Origin of the sequence: uncultured Oribacterium sp., from assembly GCF_902481605.1 — a bacterium.
Taxonomy (GTDB): domain Bacteria; phylum Bacillota; class Clostridia; order Lachnospirales; family Lachnospiraceae; genus Oribacterium; species Oribacterium sinus.
In genome coordinates, this window is sequence record NZ_CABSXI010000048.1 from 1 (window position 1) to 15,483 (window position 15,483).

Sequence of the window (15,483 nt, forward strand, 5' to 3'; positions counted from 1 at the left end):
ATACGGGGTAATCTGAGCCCGTGGGTACTTGCTGAAAGCGAGTGAAACGAAGCTTGAAGCTTAGTACCCTTACGAAGGCGAAGTTAGCGGGAGCGTGCCCCGTGTACAAAGCTATACTGCGGAAAAGCAGGAATATATATCTTTTAATCTCTATTCTTCTTTTTATTTTTTATTATGCAACCTTAATCTGCATAATCTCTAAAATTAATAGCCATGTCAGTCCGTAATAGCTTACCACTCCCACCAGATCGTTGATGGTGGTAATCAATGGGCCGGAGGCTGCTGCCGGGTCTACGCCGATCTTCTTAAAGAAGATGGGGACGATGGTTCCCACAAAGGAGGAAATCACCATAGCCAGTAATAGGGAAACACCGATACAGAAGGCGATTCCGATGGACACATGGAGGGGCATGTGCTTAAAGAAATAGATATAAGCCCCGATTCCCACTAAGGAGAAAAATCCCAGAACCAAACCGTTAATGCCGCCGATACTCATTTCCTTTACAAGCAGCTTCAGCTTGTCTCCGGCCTTTAATTGCTCATCCATTAAGACACGGATGGTTACCGCAAGTGACTGGGTTCCTACATTTCCCGCCATATCCAAAATCAGGGATTGGAAGGCCATGACGATGGTGAGCTGCGCCACCACAGTTTCGAAAAGTCCAACAACGGTGGAAACCAAAAGTCCCAGAAACAGAAGCATAATCAACCAGGGAAGACGTTTCTTCACACTATCCACAACAGGTTCATTTAAATCCTCTTCTGCAGAAAGACCTCCCAACTTAGCGTAGTCTTCCGCCATCTCGTCATCGGAAACCTCTAAGATATCCTGAGCAGTGATAACACCGAGAATTTCCTTGTACTCTCCCAGTACCGGAATAGAGTTTTCGGAATAGGCCTTAATCTTTTCCAAGCAATCCTCAATCCGTTCATCCGCATAGACAAAGGGGTAGGCAGTTTCGGTAATGTCTTCAAGCTTGGTATCCTTTCTGGCGATAATGATATCCTTTAAATCCACAGCACCGTAATAGGATTCATTTTCATCCACCACATAAAGGGTGGAAATATTGTCATGCTCTGCAGCCTGATCAATCAAGGAACGCATAGCTTCCCGAATGTTCAGGTTACTTTCCAGGGAAACGAAATTAGTGGTCATACGGGAACCGATCAAGTCCTCGCTATAGGATGCCAAGGACTGCAATTCTTTTCGATTCTCCAAAGGCATGCGAGAAATCCAAGCCTTCTTGATATCCGGCTCGGTCTCCTTTAAAAGGTCAACCGCATCATCCGGCTCCATCTTTACCAGAATGTCGGCAGCCTTTTGCGCATCCATTTCTTCCAGATATTGCCCTGCATCCTCTGCGTATTCCATCATTTCCGCAAGGCTTTCCATATCCAACAAGGAATAGAAAACTTCCCGTTCTTCTTTTGTCAGCTCCGGAAGACAGGAGGCCATATCATTGGCATGGTAGTCTTCCAAACGCTCTTTCTTCACTGCGGGATCATCCTGCCCCCGCAAAATATCCAGAATTTCCTGCTGGTAATCCTGTAAAACTCTCTCTTCTTCGTTCATGTAAGCTCCTTCCCAAAAAAAACTATGGACACAGGGAAAAGAACTTATGATATTTTCACGATTTATCCGATCAGAAGGAAGGATTGATAGAAATTCACAAATCCCTGCCCCATGGAAATATCATAAGTACTAGGATCCGTGTCGTCGCCGCTTTTCATTTGCATTTTCCTTCCTTTCTCTTGAATTTTTGCAAGTAAAAACTCGCATAAGCCTGTGTAAGTGTAACACGGAAGAGAGGGCGGGGCAATGGCTTTCAGGAAGAAAAAGTAAGAAGTTCTATATAGGGAGGAAAGCAAGATATGTTCCGGAGAAGTCGGTAGAATATTCCTAGCAGGTTAACAGAAAGTATCTTGTATAAGAGTCGAATAGAAGTTATTATATTGAATATAAAAGCCTTTTGAGGCAATAAAATTCAATTAAGGAGAGAGCTTATGGAAATCCAAAGAGATAGCTATTTAAAACAGCTTATTTCCTACCGCTTTGACGGCTTGGTTAAAGTGATTACCGGAATTAGACGTTGTGGAAAGTCCTATTTGCTGAAGAAGCTATATAAAGATTATTTGTTGAATCATCAGGTGAAGGAAGAGCATATCATCAGCATTGAACTGGATTTGGCGAAAGACATTCAATTTAGGGATCCTCTCCGCTTAAGTTCCTTTGTTAGAGAGAAGCTTTCCGGAACAAGAGAAGAACATTATCTTTTTATTGATGAAATCCAGATGTCGGATGAAGTGCCGAATCCCTACAACCCTGAGGGGAAGAAGATTAGCTTCTATGATGCCTTAAATGATTTACGCTCCATTCCGAATCTGGATGTTTATGTGACGGGGAGTAATTCCAAGATGCTTTCCGGTGATATTCTTACGGAGTTTCGGGGAAGAAGCGATGAAATCCGAGTCCATCCCTTAAGCTTTTCGGAGTACTATTCCGCAGTAGGAGGGGATAAAAATGAAGCCTTTGACGACTATGCTTTTTATGGGGGGATGCCCTTAATCTTATCCAGACCCAATGAACTTGCAAAGATGAACTATCTAAAATCCCTCTTTTCGGAGGTGTATATCAAGGATATCGTGGAGCGAAAGAAAATCGAAAGACAGGATATTCTGGAGCAAATTTTGGATCTGCTCTGTTCTTCCATCGGTTCTCTAACGAATCCGGCAAAGCTGGCCAATACCTTGCAATCCAAGCAAGGCATTTCCGTCTCCCCGAACACCATTCGAGCGTATATCGGACACTTGGAGGATGCCTTTCTCTTCTCGGAAAGTAAACGCTACGATGTGAAGGGAAAAGCCTACTTTGACTCACCAAATAAATATTACTGTGAGGATATCGGTTTACGAAATGCAAGAATCGGTTTTCGGCAGCAAGAGATGACCCATATCATGGAAAATATTCTCTATAACGAATTGATGGTAAGACAGTTTTCCGTGGATGTGGGGGTAGTATATGCCAGAGAAAAGAACGAAAAGGGGAATTCCGTTAGGACGGCTCGTGAGATTGATTTTGTGATAAATTCCGGAGGAAAGAGAACATATATTCAATCCGCTTACGCTATGCCCACAGAAGAAAAGACGGAGATAGAGCTTAGACCGTTTTCGCTTACCGGTGACTCTTTTCCTAAAGTTTTGGTGCGAAGAGATATAGGAAAACGTTGGTATGATGATTATGGCGTTTTGCATATTAATCTGATTGATTTCCTTTTGGATAAGGCGGTGATTTAAGATTTCTTTTTGCTTTTCTATAATTTCAGTCATAGCATTAGATTAAGACTAAGAAGCCAATAAATGGTATAGCTACGCCATTTATTGGCTTCTGTTCCATGTCAAAAAACCTACTCCATTTACGGATATTATCCGAATGTGGAGTATAGGTGATTTTGAATGAAGGTCGTATACTAGGATAAAGTTCATGTTTCTATACATAGTATTCTCTTAATCTATTATTTCTTTTCACTATAAGGAGGGAACTCATGCCTAAATCTAAAGTTGAAAATGATATTGTGGAAAAGCAAAAAATCATTTCTTCTCTTACGCTCATGGATGATTTATTTATGAAAGTGGTTTTGCAAGATAAGGAATGTACAGAATATATTCTGCAAACTATTATGGACGATTCTACATTAAAGCTGAAAAGACAAAGCCTTCAAAAGAATTTATCGAATCTTCATGGACACTCTTTGGTTTTAGACTGCCTCTGTGAAGATGGTAATAATAATATTTACAATATTGAAATTCAAAATAACATTTCTGGAGCAGAGCCTAAACGAGCGCGTTATCATGCCGGTTTAATGGACATGCACTATCTAAAAAAAGGAAATCATTTTTCGCAATTACCCAAATCCTATGTTATATTTATTACAGCAAATGATGTGCTTCATGGGAAACTTCAGATTTATCATATAGAAAGAACAATTCAAGAATTCGGGAAGCCGTTTTGGGATGAGTCTCATATTATTTATTTTAATACATCCTATGTAGATAATAGTCCCTTGGGGAAATTAGCAGAAGATTTTCATGCAAAAGAAACTGAACAAATGAATTCAGATATATTATCAAAGAGAGTTGCACTACTAAAAAATGCAAAGCCAAATGAAAAAGGAGGCAAAGAAATGAATGTTTTATTAGAGAATTATAGGAAAAAAGCGCTAAAAGAGGGAATAGAAAAAGGAATAGAAAAAGGTAGAGAAGAAGAAATTATAGCTAAACAAAAGGTAATACAATTAATGGGACTGTTGGCAGAACATGGTAGAATTGATGATATTAAGAAATCTTCTATAGATCAGGGCTATCTACAATCTTTGCTCTTGGAGTTTGGTTTATAAATCTGAACTACATCTGCAAATGAAGCACTAGAAGAGATAAGAGAAAAATATGGCTTGTTTTAGCTTTTCTTTGACAATTTAAACATAAATGCTATAGTTAAGACAATCATCTACCAAGTTGTAGAAGGATGTGCTGGGACGTCATTGGTAACTACTATGCCAATGGCGTTTTCTGTTTTTGGTATGCTTCGCACTTTTTAATTCTTTTATTCAATTCCCAATTTTTCCCAATATAAAAGCTGGTAATTAAAAAGTAAACGTTCTTTTAAAACTACTATGAAACGGAAAAGAAGATTATAGAAACGGAAAAGAAGATTATAGAAATTGCTTGCTTAGATATGATAATTATGTCATTATTATGGGATAGAAAGGTGGTGCGTTATGCCTAGAATTATTCCAATAAAAGAGTTAAAAGATACTGCTAAAATCTCAGAAATGTGTCATGAAAATGAGGATCCCATATATGTGACAAAAAATGGCTATGGAGATATGGTTTTAATGAGCATAGAAAGTTATGAAGCATTACATCGCTTGAATCAAATTTATAGAGAATTAGAAATTTCTGAGGAAGATGTAGCGGCAGGAAGGACTACACCTGCAAAAGAAGCTCTGAAAGAAATAAGGGAAAAATATGGCTTATAAATTGGATATTTCATATAGAGCAAAGCAACAAATTGATCAAACAGTGCAATATATTACCAATAATCTAAAGAGCTGCCAAGGAGCAAATAGTATTTTAGATGATTTAGATGACGCATTACAGTTGTTAGAAAGTTATCCGGAATCGTTTGCTTATTGCGAGGATTATTATCTCTTTGCAAAAGGGTATAGAAAGTATTCGTTAAAAAAGCATAACTATCTTCTTGTTTACTTTGTAAAAGATAATACAGTCTATGTAATTGGATTTTTTCATATGTTGGAAAACTATCAGTCTAAGCTGTAAGAGGGATTGATTATTAAAAATTAATATCATCCCTCTTTTTTGTCGAAATACTTCCGTTGAAAAAATTTCTACCTAATAAGAATAGGGTACTGTGGAGGAATGACTAATCGAGAAGAAAGGATTCCTTTGCATGCTTTTCCAAAAATAAAAAATTAAAATAAAAATGCATTTTGCGAAAAAACTTTCTATTATAATTTTTTCAAAAAGGCCGATATTGTAGTGTGAGAAAGAAAAGGGTATTTATTTAGTACTTTCTCGGACGGCAATACGGCCCATTTTTTTGGAAAAAATTCCGGAAAATCCCGTGAAGCCGGAGAGAATAGAGAAAAAAGAGGGATGACAAATGAGAGTACTTCGCAAAAAAGAAAGGAATAAGGGCCAAAAGAATTGGAAAGCCAAGCTTTCCATGCTTATGGTACTTTGCCTTGTTTTAACAGGTTCTCATGGACTCGTGCTATCGGCAGATGCACAGGAAGAACAGGGAGGTTCTCCAAACAGAATTGAAAGTAGAGGAGACAATGTTAAGCTCCATTTCAAAGGGGAGGATTTGCGCCAGGCTGCGGAAGCGACCATTTATGAAGGTGTCAAATTTTCCATCACAGAAAACTTAAGCTATAGTAAAGACCCTGAGCTTTTGCAGCTTTACAGAGATAGTCTTGCAGAAGGAAAGGAACTTTATGAAATCTCTCTGGATAATTTTGTAAATGGAACAGAGGCGGTTTATCAGGAAACCGGGGCTAAGGTAAGAGCTATTGTGGAAATTGATCCTACCGAGCGTACCGGAGAAATCGAAAAACAAGGAAAAGATGCCTTGGGATTTTTCGCTAAGGATTCCTCTTTTGGCAAATTAATGGAGCAGGGAAATCCCGATTGGTATGAGGAAGCATTGGCTCCGGAGAGAGAGAAAGAAAGACTCGCTTTGGAGAAGAGCGAAGCAGACAAGGCAAAAGAGGAGAAGGCTGCTCAGTCTCAAGAGGAAAATGCTGAACCCGCGAAGGAGAGTACTGAAGATGTACAAGAAGCAAGTTCCGAATCCGCCGGTCAGGAAATGACTGAGGAAGAGAAGAATGCAGCAGCTAAACCGGACTTTATTAACTCTGATTCAAGTAATAAGGAATACAAGGTACAGGGAACGGAGCTGATTCATTTCCTCTACGAAAACCACGGAGAGCAGGATTTACGTTTTCAGCTTTTTGTAGATAGTAACAGTTATCCCAGTGTGAAGGTACAGAGCAAAGCGAAGCTTGCAAAGTCTATTTTGGAAGACTTAAAGAGCTTAGAGGATAAGCTTAAAAAGAGTGATGCAAAAAAGGATGGAGAAGAACAAGAAGTAAAGCAGAATACGGAAGCTCTTCCGTCTACAGAGCAAAGTAATGAAAGTCTTGCATCTTCTGAAGAAAGTCAATCTACAGAGCTTACAACGGCTACTGTAGCAGGACAAGCTTCAGAGACTAGCACTGCAACAGAAGAAAGTCAAAGTACTGAGGCTTCTGCTTCAGTTGGAGAGAGTCAGGAGCAAAGCTCTGTGGTCATTACAGAGGTGAAGGCAGAAGGAGAGAACAAGAAGGCAAAGGCAAAAAACAGCCAGGAAGATCCTATTCTTGCTCTCTATCAGGAAATGAAAGAAGATATTACTCCCTTCCTTTCTGAACTGTATACCGCAAAATATCAAATCTATAGCTTGAATGAGTTAGGCAGAAAGAGCCAACATAAAGAACTTGATGATTTTGGTGTAGTAGAGGTCTTTTATGATAAGGAAGCTTTTCATGAAGCCGTAACTCTTCAGGTAAGTAAGAGAGTGAAGCCGGAGGAAGCCCAAGGAGGTGAGGAAGAGCTTAGTGCGGCACAGATAGATGCATTAAAGGCAAGAGGTTTATATGAAGATTCTCGTTCCATTGATATTCATTTTATCAATGCAGAAGGAGAAGAAGTAGAACCATCACTTCCTGTAGCGGTACGCCTGAGTATTTCCAAAGATATTTTACCGGAAGAAGCTAAGCCGGAAAATATTGCCATTCATCACTTGGTAGAATCTGAAGGAAACGATAAGATTGCTTATGTAGAAACCGTTTCCGATACGGAAAAGAAGAAAAAGAATTTAGTAGAGGAAAATGCCAAGGAAGCAGAAAAATTGGCAAAAAATGAAGAATTAGGAGGGAAAAAAGAAGAGGAAGAGAATAATCAACAAGGAACAGAAGGGGCTAAGGGAGAGGATAAGAAAAGCACAACAGATAAGAGTGCTTATATTGTGCGAGAGTTTAATGTTACAAGCTTCTCTATCTATACATTAACTTGGTCTCAAGGTCCCAATGCTGCGAGAAATACTACAGCGAAGTTCTATTATGTTGATGGAAATTTCCGTCAGGTTGGACCCAGCATTAGCGTGGATATGTCACAGTTCACCCATGAACAGTTATTATACCAAAGTATCAGATATCCTTATGGGGGAGGATATGAAGTAAGCTATGCATACCAGGATCTTCCTGGCTATACCAGGCATGACCGGGTTTATCCGGGTTATTATGATATCACATGGATGAATGCAGATACGAATAGGGAATATAACAGAAATAACCTTATGGCATGGGGAGATGAAGTGTATTACATGTCCACCAAACACATGATTTCCAGGTTTGTGTATGACGATTATGTTTATCGAAATTCAACGGAAGGTAGATCCTGGGATGATTACTGGAATATGACCACTTGGGATAGCGGCCAGAGCCTTCCTAATTATCCGGATCGAAAGGTTTGTTATCCTTATTACTATTTCTTCTATAAGCTAGATACAAAAGCACATACCCATACCTATCCTAAGCATAACCTTGAGATGCAACAGGAGAAGTATATCACCAAAAAGGCGGACGGATCCTATGACCTTACCTTGACAGCCAGACCGGTTGTGGAAGGAGGACAAAAGAATAAACTGGATGTTATCTTCGTCTATGACAAATCCATGTATATGGGTTTCCCCTACAATGAGGTGGTGAAGAAAGATAAGACAAGACCGGAGTATAATAAAATTGATCCGGCTGGAGGAGTAGGAACAAGGCACTATTATGGTAAAAAGTTCGTAAATGATTTGGTAGAGGACTTATCTAAAAGCCCTGCCTATGATGCTCAATTTGCGCTGGTTACCATGGGAGGAACCAGAAATATAACTTATAATGCACCTGGAGGACAGTTCAAAGGAGTTAGTTCTTTATCCGATACTCCCTATAATGATGCAGAAAAAGTTCTTGGATTTACGAAGGATGTATCTTTATTCCAGCAAACAGTAAATGGAATCACCCTGGAAGGTGAAACCGGTAATGGACTAAACTATGCAGCAGGAATTAAGGAGGCTGTGAATTTCCAAAATGGAGCAACGGCAGGAGCTAATACCCAAAGCATTAGACAAGATGCTAGACGAGTGGTCATTTTCATAACAGCCTATGATCCAAACTTCTCTTATTTTCCGAAATACAATGCAGATGGAAATCATCCATTATATTTCTTACAAAAGGCAGAGAAATATGATGCTGGCGGACATTTAATCGGATATGGTAATGTTCCCGGAAAGGTTGTGGACAAGGCCAACATTGGAGGAGGTACTTCTGCTCTTCCGGAAGGTATTTATGAGTTTACAGCAGATTATCAGGCAGGATATTCCTATGGTAGTGGCCGTGGCTATGAAGAAGCAGCGTTGACTCAGGCTAGAGCGGAGCTTACGAATTTAAATAATGTTGATGCTTTTTACACACTAGGATTTGGACCAAAGATTAATTACAGCCATTTAGATGATCTGACAGGAAAGAGTGCACGGTGGATGATTGCGGACCACTCTACGGAAAAACCTCTTGCAGACGATATTGAACAGGAGAATTTTTCCATCGCGGTAGCATCAGGCACAACTAATCCCGGAATAGAATCGGCTGTAAATAAAGAAAAGGATAGGATTCGAGGATTTGTGGCTCCTATTCGAATTACGGAGATGCATATCTGGGATCAGCTTAGTGAGAATGTGGAGGTGAATTTTGATCCAAGCAATCCGACGGATAAGAATCAAAAACTTCGCGCTGAAGTTTGGAAAGTAGATGCACAAGGAAAGCCGATATCCAAGGTAGAAAATCCGAAAAGTGAAAAAGGTTTCTCCGGATTTTTGGGCTTTGGATACTGGAATAAAGATCCTAATAAATTTTTGGAAGTGGGACCTGTTTATGATGCAGGGGCTCAGACTCTTAGCTTAAAGATCGGTACAGAGAACTTTAGCTTCCCGGAAGGCTATGAAATCCGATTAACGGTTAATGTTAAGCCCACTGTTAAGGCCTATGAGAAGTACCAGAAAAACTTTATGGACTACTTTGATAAAGAGACGGAAAGGCAGATTAAAGCCGGAACAAATGATATTGGTTACCTGGATAATGTCAATGGTTCGAATATTTCCGGTACAAGGACTCCGGATAGTACTTCAACTGTAAAGCTGGGAGATCTAAGAACAGACCAGTGGTATCTTTATCAAATGACACCGGAGAAAACTTTCCATACATCCTCCCAAAAAGACGGTTTTTATTCTAACGAAGGTGCGTTTCTTCAATATCGCCGGTTTAAGGGAAAAGATGATAACGATACACCCAAGAATAAATATCAAAAACCTGTTATTCAGATTGAACCGGGCACTCTTAGAATTGTAAAGTCTTTCGTGGGAACGACCAGTTCTACCGAAGAGTTGGAGCTTTTAAAGAACACATCCTTCATTTTGAAGGAACAGGTTCCCGGAAGTACCAATTATCGAGAAGTAAAGCGCTTTACAATGACAAAGTCAGCTACCAGTTCTGCTTTGGGATATCTTGTTTCAGAAGAGTTAAATGGAACTAAATTGTCCGGAACCGGTAAAAATTTAACACCGGAAAATCCTGCAGGTGCAGGAACTTTACAAGCAACAATGCAGGGTGGAAAGAAACAGTATGTATTAAGCATTAATGGTCTCATTCCCGGCAGAAAATATCAGGTGGAAGAAGCTATTAGTGCTTCCGGACAGAATCCTGTCATTGGAGGATCGCAGCTTCACTTTAAGAAAATGGCAATTACTGCCGGAGGAGATAGCAAAGCAACTTCCGGAAACTATGATATTGCTACCGTAAGCATGGGTAAGAATGAAACAAAACAAATCAACGTGCAGAATACCTATGAACGGGAGGATAGACAGGTTCTTCGAATTGAAAAGCAGGTAAGTGGAGAAATGGCAGATAAAAATCAAGTTTTCCCCTTCCGATTAAAGCTTTTTAAGGCAGAGAATCAGCCTATTACACAGAGTGATTTTGATTCCATTAAAGCAGATTTCCCTGCATCAACAAAGAGTGCTATCAGCTTTGATCCTGGAACTGCAACCATCAGTTTTAACTTGAAGCATAATCAGGCTATAGAATTCTTATTGCCAAAGACTTATTACTATATGGCAGGTGAGAATCCTTCAGGATATCTACCTTCCGTAAGTACCGGTTATATTTTAGAACAAGCAACCGATGCACAGGGCTTCCGTTTCACCAAGAAAAAACTATTGGGAAGAAACGCGGATGGTTCAAAGCAAGTTCTTCAGTTTAGAAATGTGAAAGATCCCATTTCTCCGACAGGAGTTGTGGATGAGGCAAAACCACTTGCTATGGTCTTCACAGCATTTATTCTCTTCTCCGGAGCGATTGCTTTCGGCATGAAGAAGAAAGAAGAATTCTAAAGAAGAATAGGATCTATAAGTAATAATAAGTAGTATAAAAAAGTCCTCGGACAGATACTCTGAAAAGGGTATTGTCCGAGGATTTTTTTGATTCTTAACGAGTATCGCACGCGTAATGTGTGATATCTCGTTTTCACTTTTTTAAAATCATAAATATGAATATTCATTTTTGTGATTGAATAATAGTGAAAAAGCGATTATAATAGGGAGCAAAGGAGGTGATTCCGTGGCATATGAAAGTGAAAATAGATTGATTTTTAAAGATGCAGATGACTTTGAAGAGCTTCGAGCCATGAACCAGAATTTGACTTTTTCGGCAATGAAAGAGAGCTTTCAGAAGAGGGAACTTCCTTTGTCAGAAGAAAAGTTTACTTCCTTAGGCCTTCTGAATCCTGAGGATAAGCAATTTACCAATCTGGCATGGCTTCTTTCGGATCAATGTCAGCATACCCTGAAGATTGCCGTATTTGCCGGAGATGATAAAACAGTATTTAAAGATAGAAAGGAATTTTCAGGTTCTATATTTCGGCAACTAGAGGAGGGATATGCCTATCTACAGCTGGTGAATCGAACTGCGGGGAGATTTTCTGGCTTAGAAAGAATTGATTTAACAGACTATCCGGAGGAAGCTTTGCGAGAAGCTTTATTAAATGCCGTGATTCATAGAGATTATAGCTTTAGCGGAAGCATTATAATCAATGCAAATGATGCTTATATGGAATTTATTTCTCTCGGCGGTTTACTGGCAGGTCTGAGCAAAGAAGATATTTGCAATGGGATTTCTCTACCCAGAAATAAAAAGCTTGCAGAGCTTTGCCTTCGTTTAAAGTTGATAGAGTCTTATGGTACGGGAATTGGAAAAATTTATCGAGCATATACAGACTGCAATCAGAAGCCGGAGTTTATCATTACTCCCAACACTTTTAAAGTGATCTTACCCAATAGAAATAGTGAGCCGAAAGAGAGCAAGAAGGACAAGAAAACAAAGCATTCTTGTTCCTATCTTCCCTTTCCTAAGGAAATGAACCACGGTTTTCTTATGGAGCAGCAAAGCAGCTATAAAGCACTCTCTTTACAGAAAAAAACCGTTCTCTCATATCTTGAAGAGCATAAGAGCATGAGTGAGAAGGAGCTTCAGGAACTCCTACAGATTCGAAAGACAAGAGCCTACTTGTTAAGCCGAGAGATGCAGGAAGAAGGCTTGATTGTAATAGAAGGAAGAGGAGAGAAGAAGATCTTTCGCTTGAAAACCTAAAATATCGGTAGTTTTCCGAATTTTAAATCTTCTTAAAACGGTAGTTTTTAGCGCTTTAAATCTTCTTAAAACGGTAGTATACTATGTTTTAACCATTATAGATAAGAAAAAACGTGATTTACGGAGATAAACTATGTTTAAAAGGAAAGCATTTGACAAACTAAAATATTGGAAAGAAAAAAAGGCACCGAAGTACTCTGTCCTTTTAGAAGGAGCAAGACGAGTTGGAAAGTCAACGATTGCCGAGGAATTTGCAAAACAGGAATACAAAACCTACATTAAAGTGGATTTTGCCAATGTCAGGAAAGAGGTTCTGGAGGTATTTGAGGATATCGCAGATCCGGATATTTTTTTCCTGCGGTTACAGACTGCAACCGGCATAAGCTTGTATAAAAGAGAATCGGTCATTATCTTTGATGAGATTCAGCTTATGCCTAAGGTTCGTCAAGCTATAAAGTATCTTGTTGCAGATGGAAGATATGATTATATAGAGACCGGATCCTTAATCAGCATCAAGAAAAATGTCAAAGATATCGTGCTTCCCTCCGAGGAAATGAAGATACCCGTTTATCCCATGGATTATGAAGAATTTATGTGGGCAATCGGAAATGATACTTATCCTGCCTTACGGGAATTATATCAGCGTGGTAAAGCGGTGGGGAATTCCTTAAACAGAAAGCTGATGCGGGATTTTCGGATTTACATGGCTGTGGGAGGAATGCCCCAGGCAGTGGAAGCCTATGTGGAGGGAAAGAATTTTCAGGAAATTGATGAAGTAAAGCGAGAAATCATTAATCTGTATAAAGATGATTTTTTCAAAATTGATGGCACAGGGCTAATCGGAAGAATGTATGACTCGGTTCCTACCCAGTTGGCAACAGACAAAAGAAGCTATGTTATCTCTGCTGCTACCGGGAAAAAGAAGATTAATAAGGATTTAGAGCGCTTGTATGATTTATTGGATTCAAAGACTGTAGTGGCTTCCTACAATGTCCTTAATCCAAGTATTGCATTACCCCAAACCAGAGACAATGATACCTTTAAGCTGTATTTAGCAGATACAGGCTTATTTACTACCATGATTTTTAATTCTTCCGGAGAAACGGATGAGAATATTTATAACAAGTTATTGAGTGATTCTCTTCCTGCGGATTTAGGATATTTATATGAAAATGCTGTAGCGCAGATGATTACGGCTTCCGACCAAGGTCTTTATTATCATACTTGGAAACAAGATAAGACTTCTTATTATGAGATTGATTTTTTGCTTAGCACAAAAACGAAACTCATTCCCATAGAGGTAAAATCCTCCGGTTTAGGCAGTCATAAATCGATTATAGAATTTCAAAAGAAGTATTCAAAATATATTTCAAAGGAAATTCTCTTGTCCCAAAAGGATATGGGCAATGTGGAGATGCTAAAGCTTTATCCCATTTATATGCTACCGTTTATTCTGGAAGAACTGTAAACGGGATATCAACAGGGGGTAAGATTTAGCTGCATTGGATTAAATGCTCCAATAGGCCCACACGATAATTGGTAAAAATTTTGTAATAATATCTAACTTGACATATAGTCCTTTTCCATGTAAATTTCCTGCATAACTAAATATCGAAAACCGTTGAGGTGGAGATAACGGCAATGATGCCTTTACAGAGAGTCCGGGATGCTGAGAGCCGGGTAAGAAACAAATTGTCAAATGGACCACTGAGGGTGCAGGGAAACGGATATTCCGGAGTATTCTGCAACGCGTAGGGATGCGTGAGTTCCCGGGGATATGTTTGTATCCTGCTAAGCGGCACAGCGGAAGCTGTGAAACAAGGTGGCACCGCGGATAGATTGAATTTTATTCGTCCTTGGCAAAGACTATTTTCTTTGCCGGGGACTTTTTGTATTTACCGATTCAGAAAAGTCTAAGATGCTCTGCAAGCTTGCTTGCATGAACATCGCAGACTTTTATGAATCGCCCCTGACATGAGCACGGAAAGCCGAGTATCGGCTTGGGAGTGCGACGATTCCGTAAATACTATCAGCTCTTTGGCTAAGAAATTCACCATTCACTACCCTGCTATAAGGCGGGAAAGAAAAAGGAGGAAAGAATTATGCAGCTTAACAATGTGGATTTTGAAACTTACTTTAAGAACTACCCGGATGCCAATGGCTACTTCGGAAAGTACGGTGGAGCCTACATTCCTGAGGAATTAAAGAAGGCTATGGAGGAAATTAACCATGCCTATGAAACCATTTCCAAGTCCAGAAAGTTTATTGCGGAGCTAAGAAGAATCCGTAAGGAATTTCAGGGTAGACCTACACCCATTTCTCATTTGGAAAGACTCTCCGAGAAGATCAACACCGGGGTACAGCTTTATGTAAAGCGTGAGGATTTAAATCATACCGGTGCCCATAAGTTAAATCACTGCATGGGCGAGGTGCTTTTGGCGAAGTACATGGGCAAGAAGAAGGTGATTGCGGAGACCGGTGCGGGACAGCACGGTGTAGCTTTAGCTACCGCAGCAGCCTACTTCGGTATGGAATGTGACATTTACATGGGGGCTGTGGACATCAAGAAGCAGGCACCTAATGTAGCCAGAATGAAGATTCTGGGAGCAAGAGTGGTGGAGGTTAAGGAAGGCTTGGCGACTCTGAAAGAGGCGGTGGATGCTGCATTTGCCGCTTATATGAAGGAGTATAAGGATGCCATCTACTGCATCGGCTCCGTAGTTGGCCCCCACCCCTTCCCCATGATGGTAAGAGATTTCCAGAGCGTTGTGGGTATCGAAGCCAGAGAGCAGTTCCTGGAAATGACGGGAGAGCTGCCGGATGCCATCGTAGCCTGCGTAGGCGGCGGTTCCAATGCCATGGGACTATTCTCCGGTTTCTTAAATGACCCTGTAACTATCTACGGTGTGGAGCCTTTGGGAAGAGGCACAGCTCTTGGGGACCATGCAGCCAGCCTTACCTATGGTGAAGAGGGGGTTATGCACGGCTTTAACAGTATTATGTTAAAGGATGAAAAGGGTGAGCCGGCACCGGTATATTCCGTTGCCAGCGGTTTGGACTACCCCTCCTCCGGTCCTGAGCATGCCTTCTTACATGACCTTGGCAGAGTGAAGTACGATGTGGTCAAGATCGGAAGAGCACACGTCTGAACTCCAGTCACAACTAGAATCTCGTATGC

Annotated in this window: 8 protein-coding genes; 7 read left to right on the plus strand and 1 reads right to left on the minus strand. The window is 40.2% G+C overall.

Annotated features, from left to right (window positions below; translation table 11 throughout):
- Window positions 1-172: 172 nt before the first annotated feature.
- On the minus strand, window positions 173-1,573 hold the full coding sequence (gene mgtE, locus RDQ32_RS08255; protein ID WP_308579959.1) for a magnesium transporter: 1,401 nt from the start codon (window positions 1,571-1,573) through the stop codon (window positions 173-175).
- Window positions 1,574-2,004: 431 nt separating this feature from the next.
- Here mgtE and RDQ32_RS08260 point away from each other — a divergent pair, with 431 nt between their 5' ends.
- The 7 genes from RDQ32_RS08260 (at window position 2,005) to RDQ32_RS08290 (ending at window position 13,773) form a co-directional block, all read left to right on the plus strand.
- Window positions 2,005-3,294: an ATP-binding protein gene (locus RDQ32_RS08260; protein WP_308579961.1), complete on the plus strand. Its 1,290-nt coding sequence runs from the start codon at window positions 2,005-2,007 to the stop codon at window positions 3,292-3,294.
- Window positions 3,295-3,542: 248 nt separating this feature from the next.
- Complete coding sequence (locus RDQ32_RS08265) at window positions 3,543-4,394, plus strand: PD-(D/E)XK nuclease family transposase (RefSeq protein WP_308579963.1); 852 nt, start codon at window positions 3,543-3,545, stop codon at window positions 4,392-4,394.
- A gap of 381 nt (window positions 4,395-4,775) precedes the next feature.
- A complete protein-coding gene (locus RDQ32_RS08270; protein ID WP_308579965.1) occupies window positions 4,776-5,036 on the plus strand; it encodes a type II toxin-antitoxin system Phd/YefM family antitoxin in 261 nt (86 codons plus the stop codon).
- Window positions 5,026-5,337: a type II toxin-antitoxin system RelE/ParE family toxin gene (locus tag RDQ32_RS08275; protein ID WP_308579966.1), complete on the plus strand. Its 312-nt coding sequence runs from the start codon at window positions 5,026-5,028 to the stop codon at window positions 5,335-5,337. Before RDQ32_RS08270 ends, RDQ32_RS08275 begins: the two co-directional genes overlap by 11 nt.
- 343 nt (window positions 5,338-5,680) lie before the next feature.
- Window positions 5,681-11,050, plus strand: a complete 5,370-nt coding sequence (locus RDQ32_RS08280) for a hypothetical protein (RefSeq protein ID WP_308579967.1) — start codon at window positions 5,681-5,683, stop codon at window positions 11,048-11,050.
- A gap of 226 nt (window positions 11,051-11,276) precedes the next feature.
- The gene (locus RDQ32_RS08285; protein ID WP_308579968.1) at window positions 11,277-12,305 is read left to right on the plus strand and encodes an ATP-binding protein; all 1,029 of its coding nucleotides are present in this window, start codon (window positions 11,277-11,279) and stop codon (window positions 12,303-12,305) included.
- Between the two features lie 133 nt (window positions 12,306-12,438).
- Window positions 12,439-13,773, plus strand: a complete 1,335-nt coding sequence (locus RDQ32_RS08290) for an AAA family ATPase (RefSeq protein WP_308579970.1) — start codon at window positions 12,439-12,441, stop codon at window positions 13,771-13,773.
- The last annotated feature ends 1,710 nt before the right edge of the window (window positions 13,774-15,483 follow it).